Genomic DNA, 13,911 nt, shown 5'->3' with positions numbered 1-13,911 from the left:
GTATGGGTCTGGTGTCGCTGCTCGATACGACGCGACGACTCCAGTGTCTTTCATGAACCGCCGTATGCGGAACCGCATGTACGGTGGTGTGAGAGGGCGACGGGGGTGACCCCGTCCCCTACTCGATGGCGATCGCCGGGGCGGTCAGGACTGCAGGCTGTCGGCGAAACCCAGCGCGCCGACGATGGCACGGTTGATCTGTTCCGGCGAGAGCTGCAGTTCGGCCGCCTGCTTCTGCAGCTCGGCCGCATCGAAGGACTCGCACAGGCGCGCGAGCTTGAGGAACGGGGCGTAAGCGCCCTGCTCGTACAGCAGGGCGTCGGTGATCGCCGAAGGCAGGTGCATCTCCTCGAGCACGGTCTGCATCGAGGTGCCCAGCAGCGCGTTCAGCAGCGAGAAGGCGCCGGTGATGAACAGGTTGTCGAGTTCCGACTTGTCGAAGAAGGAAGCGCCGATCTGCTCCATGAAGCGGCCGCGCGCGATCGAGGTCTGCATCATCGCCGGCGCGCCGGGGTCGCGGCTCGCGCTGATCAGCAGCAGCGACAACCACTTGTTCAGGTTGGAGTAACCGAGAATGGTTACCGCGTGGCGGAAGGACTGGATCTCGCAGCTCAGTCCGAAGCCGGCGGAGTTGATGTAGCGCAGCAGCTTGTACGAGACGGCGACGTCCTGGCGCAGCACCGCCTCGATGTCCTTGATGTCGGCGTTGTTGCGCACGAGGTTGAGAAGCCGGACGATCTGCGCATGCGCAGGCGACAGTTCCTTCGCAGCAGGATTGCCGTACAGGAAGAACCACCCGGATGCACCGTCGAAGCCTGCCAGGACGGCATCCTGGAAGGCATTGACGTTCGGCAGCCCCCACGCGAGGGTGATGCCGGGCGAGCCGGCCGGCGTCGCGTGCCGGCGGCGGTCCATCAGCACGAAGCGCCAGTCGCAGTCGGGTGGCAATGCCGTCCCCGGCGCGAACCAGCTCAGGCACATGCTGACCCCGGCGTCGCGCAGCTGCGGCAGCAGTGCCTGCGTTTGCGGGTGCGCGAGCGCTTGCGAGGGGATCTCCACCATGGCGTTGGGTGGGGCCTGCCAGTTCATCAGCTCGGGCGTCGGCACGAGGCGTCCCAGGCAGACGAAGACCGTGTGCTGCGTCGGCCAGATGTCGGCGAGGCTGTTCAGCGTTTCGACCACGGCCCCGATGCTCGGCCCGTGGGCGACGAGGCGGTTGGCCGTGATCGCGCGGTTCCGGTTGACGACGGGTTCGCGGGTCAGGATCGTGGTCTGGGTCATGTTTCAGCGTGCCGCGTCGGTGGCGAAGGTGAAGGCGTCCGCGAAGAAGGCATCCTGCGGCAGGCCGCAGAGCGTGGTGAGTTCGTTGCGCGCGGCATCGATCATCGCCGGCGACCCGCAAGCATACACCTCGTGTGCCGACAGGTCGGGCAGATCCTCGATGACCGCGCGATGCACGAGCCCGGTCCGGCCGTGCCAGTCGTCCTGCGCGCCGGCTTCGGACAATACCGGAATGTAGCGGAAGCCCGGAAGCGTCTGCTCCCACGAACGCGCCAGCTCATCCATGTACAGGCCGTCGCGCCTGCGCGAGCCCCAGTAGAGGGTCATCGGCCGCGTGGTTCCGGCGTGGATCGCCTGTTCGACGATGCTCTTGATCGGCGCGAAGCCGGTGCCGCCTGCCAGCAGTACGACCGGCGCCGTCGAGCCCTCATGCAGGCCGAAACTGCCGAGCGGCCCTTCGAAACGCAGGATGTCGCGTTCCTTCATGCCGTTGAAGACGTGTTCGGTGAATTTGCCGCCGGCCACGAGGCGCACGTGCAGTTCCATCGCATCCTCGCGCTGCGGCGCGTTTGCGATCGAGAAGCTGCGGCGGCGGCCGTCGGCGAGCAGGAAGTCGACGTACTGGCCGGCGCGGAAGCGGAAGGGTTCGCTCGCGGGAAGCTTCAGTTCGATCACCATCACGTCCGGCGCGACGCGGGTCAAGCGCTGCACGCGGCACGGCAGCTTCTTGACCGGGATGTCGCCGGTGCGGCTCACGTTGCGTGCTTCGAGCACCAGGTCCGAGCGGGCATGCGCGCTGCAGAAGAGCGTCATGCCCGCTGCGCGGTCGGCGTCGCTGAGCGCCGTCGCGGACCCGGCGAGGGCGACTTCGCCGTGCAGGACCTTGCCCTTGCATGCGCCGCAGGCGCCGTCGCGGCAGCCGTAGGGCAGCACGAGGCCGGCCGCGAGGGCCGCTTCGAGGATCGTCTGGTTGCTATCTGCCTGAAATTGCTGGCCGCCGGGCTCGAGTGAAATCTGGAACGACATCGGGCGTGAGATAATTCGTCGATGAAAAGAATATTGATCGTCGGTAGCGGCGACGTGGCCCGGCGCGCGATTCCGTGGCTCGTGAAGCGCTTCAGGGTGTTTGCCCTGGTACGCCAGTCCGGGGACCGTGCCGAGCTGCGGGCGCTGGGTGCGACCCCCGTGCTCGCCGACCTCGACGACCGGCGCAGCCTGCGGCGCCTGGCCGGGATCGCGGATGCAGTGATGCATTTCGCGCCTCCCCCCGACCACGGGACACGGGACATGCGCTCGGCAAGGCTGGCGGCGGCACTCGCGCGCGCGTCGACTCTACCACAGCGCCTGGTGTACATAAGTACGACGGGCGTGTATGGCGATTGCGCCGGCCGGCATATCGACGAGAGCCATCCATGCCGCCCGCAGACCGCGCGGGCGCAGCGCCGCGTCGATGCGGAGCGCTGCCTGCGGCGTTTCGGCGCGCGGAGCGGCGTGCGGGTGAGCGTGCTGCGTGCGCCGGGCATCTATGCGGGCGACCGTCTGCCGCTGGCGCGGCTGGAGCGCGGCGAGCCGGTGCTGCGTGCGGAAGAGGACGTCCACACCAATCACATCCATGCCGAGGACCTCGCGCGTCTCGCGTGCCTCGCGCTTTTTCGTGCCGGTGCGGGTCGCGTCTACAATGCCGTCGATGATACGTGCATGAAGATGGGCGACTACTTCGACTTCGCCGCCGACTGTTTCGGCCTGCCGCGGCCGCCGCGCCTGTCGCGCAGCGAATTGGCGGGGCGCCTGTCGCCGATGGCGCTGTCCTTCATGAGCGAATCGCGCCAGCTCGACAACCGTCGCATCCGGCGGGAGTTGCGGGCCCGGCTGCGCTATCCGACCGTGCGCGAGGGCTTCGCCGCGGCGCTCGACCAGAAACCAACAACCTAGGAGCCGTTTCGATGCTGGTGGTGAAAGCCCTGCACATTTCGTTCGTCGTCAGCTGGTTCGCCGGCCTGTTCTACTTGCCGCGCCTGTTCGTGAACCACGCCATGGTCGAAGACGTCGCGACGCGCGAGCGGCTGGCGCTGATGGAGCACAAGCTCTACCGTTTCATGACCCCGCTGGGCATCCTCGCGGTCGTGTTCGGCTTCTGGCTGTGGTTCGGCTACGGTTTCAGCGGCGGCTGGCTGCATGCCAAGACCGCGCTCGTGAGCTTCCTGATCGGCTATCACCTCTACTGCGGCAAGCTCGTGCGCGACTTCGCCGCCGGGCGCAACACGCGCAGCCACAAGTGGTATCGCGTGTTCAACGAGGTGCCCGTCCTCGTGCTGTTCGCCGTCGTGTTCCTCGTCGTGCTGAAGCCCTTCTGATCCTGCCCGGCCGCTCCGAACCCGGTTCGGGCGGACGGCCGGTCCCTGAGCCTTTCCATTTTTTCGCGGTTTCCTCCATGTCCGAATCCTTCTTTTCTCCCTGCCCACGCGGTCTCGAGCCGATGCTTGCCGAGGAACTCGCCGCGCTGGGCGCGCGGGACGTCGAGGCGACGCACGGCGGCGTCGGCTTCTCCGGTGACTGGCAGACCTGCTACCGCGCGAACCTCGAAAGCCGGCTGGCGACGCGCGTGATGTGGCGCCTTGCGCAGGGGCGCTACCAGTCCGAGGAGGACATCTACCGGCTCGCCTATGGCGCGACCTGGGCGAAATGGTTCACCGTCGACGACACGATCCGCATCTACGTGACGGCAAAGCAGTCGCCGCTGAAAAGCCTGGAATTCGTCACGCTGAAGATCAAGGACGCCGTGTGCGACCACTTCCGCACCGTGACCGGCAAGCGCCCCAGCGTCGATACCGCGAATCCTGCCGTGCGCATCCACGCCTTCCTGACGCGCGATCGCGTCACCCTGTATCTCGATACCTCGGGCGAGCCGCTGTACAAGCGCGGCTACAAGCCGGCGGCGGTCGAGGCGCCGCTGAAGGAAAACCTCGCCGCGGGCATCCTGCGCATCAGCGGCTGGCGGCCGGGCGAGGCGCTGATCGATCCGATGTGCGGCAGCGGCACCTTCCTTATCGAGGCGGCGCAGATCGCGCTCGACATCGCCCCCGGCCTTGGGCGCAGCTTCGCCTTCGAGCGCTTCCGTCATTTCGACCGCGCCGCCTGGGCGTCCATCCGCCAGGCGGCCGAGGCGCGGCGCAAGCCGGTACGTCCTCTGCGCCTCTATGGCTCGGATATCGTCGGCGAACAGGTGCGGCGCACGCGCGTGAATCTGCAGGCGGCAGGCCTGGCCGACTGCGTCACGCTCGACCGCGCGGATTTCCTGACGCGCGAGGCGCCCGCGGCGGAAGGGGTGATGGTGACAAACCCGCCGTACGGCGTGCGCATCGGCGAGACGGAGGAGCTGGCGGCGCTGTATCCGCAGTTCGGCGACGCGCTGAAGAAGCGCTGGAGCGGCTGGCGCTGCTATTTCCTGAGTGCGGATGCGGCGCTGCCCAAGCTGATCGGCCTGAAGGCGAGCAAGCGCACGCCGCTCTTCAACGGTGCGCTCGAGTGCCGCGTGTTCGAATACAAGATGATCGCCGGCAGCAACCGGCGCAAGCCGGTCGAGGAAGGCTGAACGACGGTTGGTGTCGGGTAGGGCGGACGCGCCACAGGCGTTATCCGCCGTATGTGCCGTGGCCTGGCCTCATTCGGCGGAAGGCGCTGCGCTTTTCCGCCCTACGAACGTCCGAGTTTGTGAAGAAATCGTAGCGAGCGGCCCGAGTCTGTTCCGAGAAGCGCAGCCGTACAGATGGTACGGCGAGCATCACAGGGGCGGAATCGGGTCGCGCAGTAGATTTATTCGCAAAACTCAGACGATGTCGAGGTGCTGGATTCCGGACACGAGGTCCTTCTCGCCGAGCTTGCTGTGGAGCTTGATCTGCAGGCGCAGGTCGTTCACCGAGTCGGCGTTGCGCAGCGCGTCCTCGTAGGTGATCTTCTCCTCCTCGTAGAGGTCGAAGAGCGCCTGGTCGAAGGTCTGCATCCCGAGCTCGCGCGAGCGCTTCATGACTTCCTTGATGCCCGGCACTTCGCCCTTGAAGATCAGGTCCGAGATCAGCGGCGAGTTGAGCAGCACTTCCACCGCCGGGACGCGCCCCTTCTCGGACTTCTTCGGCAGCAGGCGCTGCGAGATCAGCGAGCGCAGGTTGAGCGACAGATCCATCAGCAACTGCTGGCGCCGCTCTTCCGGGAAGAAGTTGATGATGCGGTCGAGGGCCTGGTTGGCGCTGTTGGCGTGCAGCGTCGCGAGACACAGGTGGCCGGTTTCGGCGAATGCGATGGCGTAGTCCATCGTTTCGCGGTCGCGGATTTCGCCCATCAGGATCACGTCGGGCGCCTGGCGCAGGGTGTTCTTCAGCGCCGCTTCCCAGCTGTCGGTGTCGATACCGATCTCCCGCTGCGTGACGACGCAGTTCTTGTGCATATGCACGTATTCGATCGGGTCCTCGACGGTGATGATGTGGCCGTAGGAGTGTTCGTTGCGGAAGTCGACCATCGCGGCGAGCGAGGTCGTCTTGCCGGTGCCGGTGCCGCCGACGAAGATCACGAGCCCGCGCTTGGCCATCGCGATGTCGCGCAACACTGCCGGCATGCCCAGTTCGTCGAAGGTCGGGATCTTCTGCGCGATCGTGCGCAGCACGAGGCCGACCTTGCCCTGCTGGATGAAGGCATTGGCGCGGAAGCGGCCGATGCCGGCCGGCGAGATCGCGAAGTTGCATTCCTTGGTCGATTCGAACTCCGCCGCCTGGCGGTCGTTCATCACTGCGCGCGCGAGTTCGGCGGTGTGCTGCTGCGTGAGCGACTGGTTCGACTGCGGGACGACGCGTCCGTCGATCTTGATCGCGGGCGGGAAGCCGCCGGTGATGAAGAGGTCGGAGCCATTTTTCTGCACCATCAGCCTGAGCAGGTCGTGCATGAACTTGAGGGCCTGATCGCGTTCCATGTGTTGCGCTCCAGCGGAATTTCGGGGTGTTGCGAAGTCGAATTATGGTCCTCCCGCGCGCCGCGGTGAACGCGGCGGCGCGCGGGATACGGCGGCGGGTGTGACGAAGTCGTCGTTGCCCCGCGCGGGTGGCGATCAGCCGAAATTGTCCTTGTTCTGCGCCTTCATCTTGGCCTCGGCCGGCGCGACGATGTTGCGGCGCACGAGGTCGAGCAGGCACTGGTCCAGCGTCTGCATGCCGACGTTCTGGCCGGTCTGGATCGACGAGTACATCTGCGCGATCTTGTTCTCGCGGATCAGGTTGCGGATGGCGGGGGTGCCGATCATGATCTCGTGCGCCGCGACGCGACCCTGGCCGTCCTTGGTCTTCAGCAGGGTCTGCGAGATGACCGCGCGCAGCGATTCCGACAGCATCGAGCGGACCATCTCCTTCTCTGCCGCGGGGAACACGTCGACGATACGGTCGATGGTCTTGGCCGCGGACGAGGTGTGCAGCGTGCCGAACACGAGATGGCCGGTTTCGGCGCCGGTCAGCGCGAGGCGGATGGTTTCGAGGTCGCGCATTTCGCCGACGAGGATCACGTCCGGGTCCTCGCGCAGCGCCGAGCGCAGCGCGTTGTTGAACGACAGCGTGTCGCGCGCCACCTCGCGCTGGTTGATCAGGCAGCGCTTCGACTCATGCACGAATTCGATCGGGTCCTCGATCGTGAGGATGTGGCCGTATTCGTTGTCGTTGATGTGGTCGACCATCGCCGCGAGCGTCGTCGACTTGCCCGAGCCGGTCGGGCCGGTGACGAGCACGATGCCGCGCGGCTGGTTCGAGATGTCCTTGAAGATCTTCGGGCAGTTGAGCTCCTCGAGCGTCAGCACCTTGGACGGAATGGTCCGGAACACGGCGGCGGCGCCGCGGTTCTGGTTGAAGGCGTTGACGCGGAAGCGTGCGAGGTTGGGCACCGCGAACGAGAAGTCGCATTCCAGCACTTCCTCGTACTGCTTGCGCTGCTGGTCGTTCATGATGTCATACACCATGGAGTGCACGTCCTTGTGCTCCATCGGCGGCAGGTTGATGCGCCGCACGTCGCCATGCACCCGGATCATCGGCGGCAGGCCGGACGACAGATGGAGGTCGGAGGCCTTGTTCTTGACCGCAAAGGCCAGCAGTTCGGTGATGTCCATGGATTCTTCGACGGATTCGGGAAGGTGTGCGCGGAAGGGCGGGTCGGTGCGCGGTGCTATACTCGCCGGGCCGGATTTTCGAGCTTATTGCCGACGCTATATGACAACAATCGCCGCCAACTTGCAAGCCGTGCGCGAGCGCGTCGCCCATGCCGCGATCGCCGCGGGGCGTCGGCCCGACGAGGTGCTGCTGCTGGCCGTCAGCAAGACCTGGCCGGCATATTGTGTGGCTGCGGCGGCCGATGCCGGGCAGCGGCTGTTCGGCGAGAACTACGTGCAGGAAGGCGTCGCGAAGATCGCCGAATTGAAGGCGCGCGAACTCGAGTGGCATTTCATCGGCCCGCTCCAGAGCAACAAGACGCGGCCCGTCGCGGCGCATTTCGACTGGGTGCATTCGGTCGACCGCGCGAAGCTCGCGGAGCGGCTGTCGGAGCAGCGCGACGCAGGGCTGGCGCCGCTCAACCTGTGCATCCAGGTGAACGTGAGCGGCGAGGCGAGCAAGAGCGGTGTCGCGCCGGACGAGGTGCGCGCACTCGCCGAGTGCATCGCGGCCCTGCCGCGGTTGCGCCTGCGCGGGCTGATGGCGATCCCCGAGCCCGACGGTGACGAGGCGCTGCTGCGCAGCCGTTTCGCAGTGCTGCGCCGGCTGCGCGATGAGCTCAATGCGGACGGGTTCGCGCTCGATACCCTGTCGATGGGGATGTCGCACGACCTCGAGCTGGCGATCGCCGAAGGGGCAACCATGGTGCGGGTGGGTGCCGCGATTTTCGGAACACGCAGCGTGCGTGCCGAGGGACAGACGTGACGGAAAGAATCATGACGGAAAGGATCAGGATCAGTTTCCTGGGGGGCGGCAACATGGCGTCGGCGCTGATCGGCGGCATGCTGGAGCGCGGTTTCGCCGCGGCCGACATCCAGGTCGTGGAGCTGCAGGAAGAGGGGCGCAAGCGTCTGGCAGAGCGCTTCGGCGTGCGCGCGGTCGGCGCCGTCGATGATGCGCTGCTCGACTGCGACGTGCTGGTGCTGGCGGTGAAACCGCAGCAGATGAAGGTGGCGCTCGCGCCGCTGGCCGGCCGTCTGGCGCGCCAGGTGGTCGTGAGCATCGCCGCCGGCCTGCGGCTCGCCGACATCGGCCGCTGGCTGGGGGGCTACACGCAGCTCGTGCGCGTGATGCCCAACACGCCGGCGCTGATCGGCGCGGGCGTGTCGGGCCTGTATGCGGATCCGTCGGTGGATGCGGTCGGGCGTGCCGCGGCCGAACGTGTGCTGGCGGCGGTCGGCAGTACCGCGTGGGTTGCCGACGAAGGGCAGATGGATGCGGTCACGGCGGTGTCGGGCAGCGGTCCGGCCTACGTCTTCCACTTCATCGAGGCGCTGGAGGCAGCCGGTGCGTCCCTCGGCTTCGATGCGGCGATCGCGCGGCGGCTCGCGATCGACACCGTGCTCGGTGCGGCGAAGCTCGCGGCGGGGTCGGAAGAGGCGCCGGGCGTGCTGCGCGAGCGTGTGACATCGAAGGGCGGCACGACCGAGGCGGCGCTCGCGAGCATGAAGGCGTCGGGCTTCTTCGAGGCGATCGTGACCGCGGTGAAGGCCGCCGAGGTGCGCGGGCGCGAACTGGGCGAACAACTCGGCAAGGACTGAGCGCGATGCTGGGCAACGTATTGCTCCTGATCCTCGACACGGCCTTCGGCTTCATCACGCTGATGCTGCTGGCGCGCTTCTTCATGCAGTGGCAGCGCGTGTCCTTCCGCAATCAGATCGGCGCCTTTGTCGTGGCGACGACCGACTGGGTCGTGCGGCCGCTGCGCCGCGTGATTCCGGGCGTGCTGGGGCTGGACCTCGCCAGCCTGCTGCCGGCCTGGGTGCTTCAGACGCTGTTCGTGTTCATCGAGCTGTCGCTGCGCGGGGCGACGCTCGGCGGCAATGCCGGTGGCCTGATCCTCGGCCTGTGGGGACTGGGGCTGCTGGAAGTCGCCCGCATGGCGATCTACCTGGTGTTCGGCGTCGTGCTGATGTCGGCGGTGCTGTCCTGGGTCAGCCCGCATGCCCCGGCCGCGCCGGTCTTCCACAACCTTGCCGCGCCCTTCCTGCGCCCGTTCCGGCGCATCCTGCCGCCGATCGCCAACGTCGACCTGTCGCCGCTGGTGCTCCTGCTGGTGCTGCAGGTCGTGCTGATGGTGCTGGGCGGCCTGCGCGGCAACTTCGCGTCACTGCTGGTCGGATGACGGCAGCCGTCTGGCTGCGCGAGGCGGCTGACGGCAGCGTCGTGCTGACGCTGCACATCCAGCCGGGCGCGAAGAAGACCGAGTTCGTCGGCCTGCACGGCGAGGCGATGAAGATCCGGCTCGCCGCGCCGCCGGTCGATGGCAAGGCGAACGCGGCGCTGTGCGCGTTTCTCGCCGAGTTCTGCGGCGTGCCGAAATCCGCCGTGACGCTGATCAGCGGCGAGACCTCGCGCGCGAAGCGGGTGCGTGTGGCCGGCGCGAGCGCCGGGGCGGCCGCGCGGCTGCGAACGCTGGGCGCTTAACCCGGCCGGTCGGGTATCCGTTCGGGCGGGGCTTGTCGACGGGCGTTGACAGGGCTTCGACAGGCTCAGCCGAACGGGATCGGGGCAGGTCGAACGACACCTGCCCGTCCGCTGTGCCCCGCTCAGGCCAGTTCGTGCATGATCTGGCCTTCGACCAGCGTGTAATGCACGCGGCCGGGCAGTTCAATCCCGAGGAAGGGCGTGTTCTTGCCCTGGCTGCGCAAGTTCTCGCGGCTCATCGTGACATGTGCGGCGGGGTCGAACAGGCACAGGTCGGCGCGCGCGCCCGGTGTCAGGTGGCCGGCCTTGGTGATGCCGACGATGCGGGCGGCGTCCGAGGTTACGCGCGCCAGCGCCTTCACGAGCGGCAGCCCCGACTCCTGCGCCCACTTGAGGGTGAGCGGCAGCAGCAGTTCGAGGCCGGTCGCACCCGCTTCGGATTCGCTGAACGGGGTGAGCTTGCCGTCGTCGTCCACCGGCGTGTGGTCCGAGCACAGCGCGTTGATGCGCCCGTCGGCCAGCCCCTGGCGCAGCGCGTCGCGGTCGCGCTGGCTGCGCAGCGGCGGAACGAGGTGGCAGTTGCTGTTGAAGTAGCCGATGTCCATGTCGGACAGGTGCAGGTGGTTGATCGACACGTCGCAGGTGATGTCCATGCCATCGGCGCGGGCCTGCTCGACGAGCGCGAGCCCCTCCGCACTCGACAGGCGCGTGATGTGCAGGCGCGCGCCGGTCGCGCGGGCGAGCTGGATGTAGGTGTACAGCGCGATCGTCTCGGCGGCGACGGGAATGCCCGGCAGGCCCAGACGCGAGGCGACTTCGCCGTCGTGCGCAACGCCGGTGCGTGCGAGGAAGGGCGCGAGCGGCTGCAGCCAGATGCGGAAGTCGAAGGTCGCCGCGTACTGCAGCGCGCGCATCAGCACGTTGTTGTCGACGATGGGGACGTTCGCCTGGCTGAAGGCGACGCAGCCGGCCTCGACCAGCTCGGCCATCTCCGACAGGCGTTCGCCCTTGAGGCCGATGGTCAATGCGCCGACCGGATAGACGTGGGCGCGGTTGAGCTTCTTCGCGCGGTAGCACAGCATCTCGACGAGGCCCGGTTCGTCGAGCGTCGGATCGGTGTCGGGCGGGATCGCGAGGCTGGTGACGCCGCCGGCCATCGCCGCGTCCATTTCGGATTCGAGCGTGGCGCGGTATTCGAAGCCGGGCTCGCGCAGGCGCGCGGCGAGATCGATGAGGCCCGGGGCGACGACGAGCTTGGCCGCGTCGATGGTGCGATCCGCGGCGAAGCCGTCGGGTGCCGGGCCGGTGGCGACGATCTTGCCGTCGGCGACGTAGAGGTCGCGCGTGTCGTCGAGGCCGTTCGCAGGGTCGATCAGGCGACCGTTGGTGATGCGGATCTTCATTACTTGTTGCTCCCTTGCTGGCCGGCCAGCATGCTCATGACGGCCATGCGCACTGCGATGCCGAAGGTCACCTGGGGCAGGATCACGGCCTGCGCGCCGTCGGCGACGGAGGAGTCGATCTCGACGCCGCGGTTCATCGGCCCCGGGTGCATGACGATGGCGTCGGGCTTGGCCAGCGCCAGCTTCTCGGCGGTGAGGCCCCACACCTTGTAGTACTCCTGCGGAGTGGGCAGCAGCGCGCCGTTCATGCGCTCGTTCTGGAGGCGCAGCATCATCACGACGTCGACGCCCTTGAGGCCCTCGCGGATGTCGTGGAAGACGCGCACGCCCATGCGCTCCACCTCGGTCGGCAGCAGCGTCTTGGGGCCGATCACGCGCACTTCGGGCACGCCCAGCGTGGTCAGCGCGCTGATCTGCGAGCGCGCGACGCGCGAGTGCAGCACATCGCCGACGATCGCGACGGTGAGGTTGGTAAAGTCCTTCTTGTAGTGCCGGATGGTGTACATGTCCAGCAGGCCCTGCGTCGGGTGCGCATGGCGGCCGTCGCCGGCATTGACGACGTGGATGTGGTCGCGCCCGGTCGCGAGCAGATGCTGCGCGATCAGGAAGGGCGCGCCGCTCGCGGCGTGGCGCACGACGAACATGTCGGCCTGCATCGCGCACAGGTTGTCGACGGTGTCGAGCAGGCTCTCGCCCTTGGCGGTCGAGCTGGTCGACACGTTGAGGTTCACGACGTCGGCCGACAGGCGCTTGGCGGCGATCTCGAAGGTCGTGCGCGTGCGCGTCGAGTTCTCGAAGAACAGGTTGAAGATGCTCTTGCCGCGCAGGAGCGGCAGCTTCTTCACTTCGCGCTCGGCGACTTCGGTGAAGGGCGCGGCGGTGTCGAGGATTGCGGTGATGACGTCGCGCGGCAGGCCGTCGATCGTCAGCAGGTGCTGCAGTTCGCCATGCTTGTTGAGTTGGGGGTTATGCATCGATCAGCCTCAGGGTGAGCGCGCCGGTCGCATCGGTCTCGAGTTGCAGGCTCTGGCTTGCGGGCAGGGGTTGGGGCAGGGTGAGGGCGCAGTAGCGCGCGGCGATGGGGAGCTCGCGGCCGCCGCGGTCGATGAGCACCGCGAGGTCCACGTGCGCGGGGCGCCCGAAGTCGAACAGTTCGTTGATCGCGGCGCGCGTCGTGCGGCCGGTATAGAGGACGTCGTCGACGATGACGACGTGGGCGTCCTCGACGTCGAACGGGATCGCGGTGCGCTTGGGCTGCGGGTGCAGGCCCTTGGAGCCGAAGTCGTCGCGGTAGAAGGACACGTCGATCGAGCCCGGCGGCAGCGTCAGGCCCAGTGCGCGGTGCAGTCGTTCGGCCAGCCAGACGCCGCCCGTGTGGATGCCCACCAGCGCGGTGTCGGGCGTCACGTGCGGCCGCATCTGCTCGACCAGGGTCTGGAAGAGCGCTTCGGCATCAAGCTTTTGCATGGTGGAGGGTGTCCAGGAAGTGTTGCAGGATGATCTGCGCGGCGACGGCGTCGAGCACGGGTTTGCGTTCGCGCCAGCTGCGCTGCCCCGCTTCCTCCAACGCGGCTTCGGCCGCGGCGGAGGACAGGCGTTCGTCGCTTTCCATGACCGGCAGGCCGTAGCGGCCGCGCAGCTGGTTGGCGAAACGGTGGCAGCGCGCGGTCATTTCGTGCGGCGTGCCGTCGAGGTGGCAGGGAATGCCGACCACGAGGCCGGCGGGGTGCCATTCGGCGATGAGTTTTTCGATCGCGGCGAAGCGCGGCGCGTTGGCCTCTTCGCTGATCGTGATCAGCGGGTTCGCCTGGCCGGTTTCGAGTTCGCCGACGGCCACGCCGAGCCGCGCGAGACCGAAGTCGAAGCCGAGCAGGGTGCCGCGCGCGGGGAGGTCCGGGGCTGGCCGGGGTTCGGGCGCAGCCGCCTCAGGCATGCCCGGCCGTCTCGCTGAGGTTCGTGAAGTCGATGCCGAGCTTCTGCATGGCGGCGGCGAGGCGCTCCTCGGGCGGCAGCTCGAAGACGATGGCGAGATCCGCGCGCACGGTCAGCCAGGCGTTGTCGGCGATCTCCTGTTCGAGCTGCCCGGCGGTCCAGCCGGCGTAACCGAGCGTGACCAGCACTTCGGAAGGCTGGCCGGTGTTGCCGATCGCCTGCAGGATGTCGCGCGAACTCGTGAGGCCGGCTTCGTCATTGACCTTGAGGGTCGAGTGCCATTCGCCGGCCGGGCGGTGCAGCACGAAGCCGCGATCGGTCTGCACCGGGCCGCCGAAATACACCGGCTGCTCGGCAAAGCCGGCTGCGTCGAGCGGCAGTTCGACGCGTTCGAAGAGCGTGCCGAGGGTCATGTCGATCGGCCGGTTGACGATGATCCCCAGCGCGCCCTGATCGTTGTGTTCGGCGATGTAGGTCAGCGTGCGCGAGAAATTCGGATCCGTCATGCCGGGCATGGCGATCAGGAAATGATGCGTGAGGTTCGACATGATTTCGCTCATGGATGCATTTTAGCCTTTCGCGCGGAGCAAGGCGCGGGAACCTGCGCGGCATGGTTGCGTCAGAATGCATCT

At 67.5% G+C, this 13,911-nt stretch carries 16 protein-coding genes; 7 read left to right on the top strand and 9 right to left on the bottom strand.

The features are described from left to right. Positions 1-144 precede the first annotated feature (144 nt). Together GPA22_RS18780 and GPA22_RS18775 are read right to left on the bottom strand one after the other, a co-directional pair. Positions 145-1,281 carry an EAL and HDOD domain-containing protein gene (locus GPA22_RS18780; protein ID WP_169257588.1) on the bottom strand — a complete coding sequence of 379 codons (1,137 nt, stop codon included), beginning with the start codon at positions 1,279-1,281 and terminating at the stop codon, positions 145-147. A gap of 3 nt (positions 1,282-1,284) precedes the next feature. Further along, positions 1,285-2,307 (bottom strand): CDP-6-deoxy-delta-3,4-glucoseen reductase, encoded by a 1,023-nt coding sequence (locus tag GPA22_RS18775; RefSeq protein WP_169257587.1) that lies wholly within the window; start codon positions 2,305-2,307, stop codon positions 1,285-1,287. 21 nt (positions 2,308-2,328) lie between these two features. On the opposite strand from GPA22_RS18775, the gene GPA22_RS18770 reads away from it, so the two are divergent. The 3 genes from GPA22_RS18770 to GPA22_RS18760 all read left to right on the top strand — a co-directional run bounded on the left by GPA22_RS18770 (position 2,329) and on the right by GPA22_RS18760 (position 4,873). Further along, complete coding sequence (locus GPA22_RS18770) at positions 2,329-3,213, top strand: NAD-dependent epimerase/dehydratase family protein (protein WP_169257586.1); 885 nt, start codon at positions 2,329-2,331, stop codon at positions 3,211-3,213. A gap of 11 nt (positions 3,214-3,224) precedes the next feature. Further along, entirely contained in the window at positions 3,225-3,635 is a 411-nt protein-coding gene (locus GPA22_RS18765) for a CopD family protein (protein WP_169257585.1), read from the top strand. Positions 3,636-3,712: 77 nt separating this feature from the next. Beyond that, positions 3,713-4,873, top strand: a complete 1,161-nt coding sequence (locus tag GPA22_RS18760; RefSeq protein WP_169257584.1) for a THUMP domain-containing class I SAM-dependent RNA methyltransferase — start codon at positions 3,713-3,715, stop codon at positions 4,871-4,873. Between the two features lie 234 nt (positions 4,874-5,107). On the opposite strand, the gene GPA22_RS18755 is transcribed toward GPA22_RS18760, so the two are convergent. Together GPA22_RS18755 and GPA22_RS18750 are read right to left on the bottom strand one after the other, a co-directional pair. Further along, positions 5,108-6,241 carry a PilT/PilU family type 4a pilus ATPase gene (locus GPA22_RS18755; protein ID WP_169257583.1) on the bottom strand — a complete coding sequence of 378 codons (1,134 nt, stop codon included), beginning with the start codon at positions 6,239-6,241 and terminating at the stop codon, positions 5,108-5,110. Between the two features lie 135 nt (positions 6,242-6,376). Further along, positions 6,377-7,417 (bottom strand): type IV pilus twitching motility protein PilT, encoded by a 1,041-nt coding sequence (locus tag GPA22_RS18750; RefSeq protein ID WP_169257582.1) that lies wholly within the window; start codon positions 7,415-7,417, stop codon positions 6,377-6,379. Between the two features lie 100 nt (positions 7,418-7,517). On the opposite strand from GPA22_RS18750, the gene GPA22_RS18745 reads away from it, so the two are divergent. From GPA22_RS18745 to GPA22_RS18730, 4 genes are read left to right on the top strand one after another with little or no spacing between them, the layout of a single operon-like run. Continuing rightward, on the top strand, positions 7,518-8,222 hold the full coding sequence (locus GPA22_RS18745) for a YggS family pyridoxal phosphate-dependent enzyme (RefSeq protein WP_169257581.1): 705 nt from the start codon (positions 7,518-7,520) through the stop codon (positions 8,220-8,222). Positions 8,223-8,245: 23 nt separating this feature from the next. Further along, on the top strand, positions 8,246-9,058 hold the full coding sequence (proC, locus tag GPA22_RS18740; protein ID WP_169257591.1) for a pyrroline-5-carboxylate reductase: 813 nt from the start codon (positions 8,246-8,248) through the stop codon (positions 9,056-9,058). A gap of 5 nt (positions 9,059-9,063) precedes the next feature. Then, positions 9,064-9,642: a YggT family protein gene (locus GPA22_RS18735; protein WP_169257580.1), complete on the top strand. Its 579-nt coding sequence runs from the start codon at positions 9,064-9,066 to the stop codon at positions 9,640-9,642. Next, the gene (locus tag GPA22_RS18730) at positions 9,639-9,944 is read left to right on the top strand and encodes a DUF167 domain-containing protein (RefSeq protein WP_169257579.1); all 306 of its coding nucleotides are present in this window, start codon (positions 9,639-9,641) and stop codon (positions 9,942-9,944) included. Before GPA22_RS18735 ends, GPA22_RS18730 begins: the two co-directional genes overlap by 4 nt. Before the next feature lie 122 nt (positions 9,945-10,066). On the opposite strand, the gene GPA22_RS18725 is transcribed toward GPA22_RS18730, so the two are convergent. Genes GPA22_RS18725 through GPA22_RS18705 form a run of 5 tightly spaced genes read right to left on the bottom strand, consistent with a single transcriptional unit; the run spans position 10,067 to position 13,839 of the window. After that, the gene (locus GPA22_RS18725; RefSeq protein ID WP_169257578.1) at positions 10,067-11,347 is read right to left on the bottom strand and encodes a dihydroorotase; all 1,281 of its coding nucleotides are present in this window, start codon (positions 11,345-11,347) and stop codon (positions 10,067-10,069) included. After that, the gene (locus tag GPA22_RS18720; RefSeq protein ID WP_169257577.1) at positions 11,347-12,321 is read right to left on the bottom strand and encodes an aspartate carbamoyltransferase catalytic subunit; all 975 of its coding nucleotides are present in this window, start codon (positions 12,319-12,321) and stop codon (positions 11,347-11,349) included. Before GPA22_RS18720 ends, GPA22_RS18725 begins: the two co-directional genes overlap by 1 nt. Next, positions 12,314-12,814, bottom strand: a complete 501-nt coding sequence (gene pyrR / locus GPA22_RS18715) for a bifunctional pyr operon transcriptional regulator/uracil phosphoribosyltransferase PyrR (protein WP_169257576.1) — start codon at positions 12,812-12,814, stop codon at positions 12,314-12,316. The genes GPA22_RS18720 and pyrR overlap by 8 nt, the downstream gene beginning before the upstream one ends. Further along, positions 12,801-13,280, bottom strand: a complete 480-nt coding sequence (gene ruvX / locus GPA22_RS18710; RefSeq protein WP_169257575.1) for a Holliday junction resolvase RuvX — start codon at positions 13,278-13,280, stop codon at positions 12,801-12,803. The genes pyrR and ruvX overlap by 14 nt, the downstream gene beginning before the upstream one ends. After that, a complete protein-coding gene (locus GPA22_RS18705) occupies positions 13,273-13,839 on the bottom strand; it encodes a YqgE/AlgH family protein (protein WP_169257574.1) in 567 nt (188 codons plus the stop codon). The genes ruvX and GPA22_RS18705 overlap by 8 nt, the downstream gene beginning before the upstream one ends. Between the last annotated feature and the right edge of the window lie 72 nt (positions 13,840-13,911).

The sequence above is a fragment of the Aromatoleum toluvorans genome, assembly GCF_012910905.1.
In the GTDB taxonomy this organism is placed as follows: Bacteria; Pseudomonadota; Gammaproteobacteria; order Burkholderiales; family Rhodocyclaceae; genus Aromatoleum; species Aromatoleum toluvorans.
The sequence above is the reverse complement of the archived record's forward strand: the minus strand, read 5'-3'. Positions and strand labels throughout refer to the sequence as shown.

Coding starts and splice junctions, on each gene's coding strand:
- GPA22_RS18780 (WP_169257588.1), bottom strand. CDS start 1,281: ATGACCCAGACCACGATCCTGACCCGCGAACCCGTCGTCAACCGGAAC.
- GPA22_RS18775 (WP_169257587.1), bottom strand. CDS start 2,307: ATGTCGTTCCAGATTTCACTCGAGCCCGGCGGCCAGCAATTTCAGGCA.
- GPA22_RS18770 (WP_169257586.1), top strand. CDS start 2,329: ATGAAAAGAATATTGATCGTCGGTAGCGGCGACGTGGCCCGGCGCGCG.
- GPA22_RS18765 (WP_169257585.1), top strand. CDS start 3,225: ATGCTGGTGGTGAAAGCCCTGCACATTTCGTTCGTCGTCAGCTGGTTC.
- GPA22_RS18760 (WP_169257584.1), top strand. CDS start 3,713: ATGTCCGAATCCTTCTTTTCTCCCTGCCCACGCGGTCTCGAGCCGATG.
- GPA22_RS18755 (WP_169257583.1), bottom strand. CDS start 6,241: ATGGAACGCGATCAGGCCCTCAAGTTCATGCACGACCTGCTCAGGCTG.
- GPA22_RS18750 (WP_169257582.1), bottom strand. CDS start 7,417: ATGGACATCACCGAACTGCTGGCCTTTGCGGTCAAGAACAAGGCCTCC.
- GPA22_RS18745 (WP_169257581.1), top strand. CDS start 7,518: ATGACAACAATCGCCGCCAACTTGCAAGCCGTGCGCGAGCGCGTCGCC.
- GPA22_RS18735 (WP_169257580.1), top strand. CDS start 9,064: ATGCTGGGCAACGTATTGCTCCTGATCCTCGACACGGCCTTCGGCTTC.
- GPA22_RS18730 (WP_169257579.1), top strand. CDS start 9,639: ATGACGGCAGCCGTCTGGCTGCGCGAGGCGGCTGACGGCAGCGTCGTG.
- GPA22_RS18725 (WP_169257578.1), bottom strand. CDS start 11,347: ATGAAGATCCGCATCACCAACGGTCGCCTGATCGACCCTGCGAACGGC.
- GPA22_RS18720 (WP_169257577.1), bottom strand. CDS start 12,321: ATGCATAACCCCCAACTCAACAAGCATGGCGAACTGCAGCACCTGCTG.
- pyrR (WP_169257576.1), bottom strand. CDS start 12,814: ATGCAAAAGCTTGATGCCGAAGCGCTCTTCCAGACCCTGGTCGAGCAG.
- ruvX (WP_169257575.1), bottom strand. CDS start 13,280: ATGCCTGAGGCGGCTGCGCCCGAACCCCGGCCAGCCCCGGACCTCCCC.
- GPA22_RS18705 (WP_169257574.1), bottom strand. CDS start 13,839: ATGAGCGAAATCATGTCGAACCTCACGCATCATTTCCTGATCGCCATG.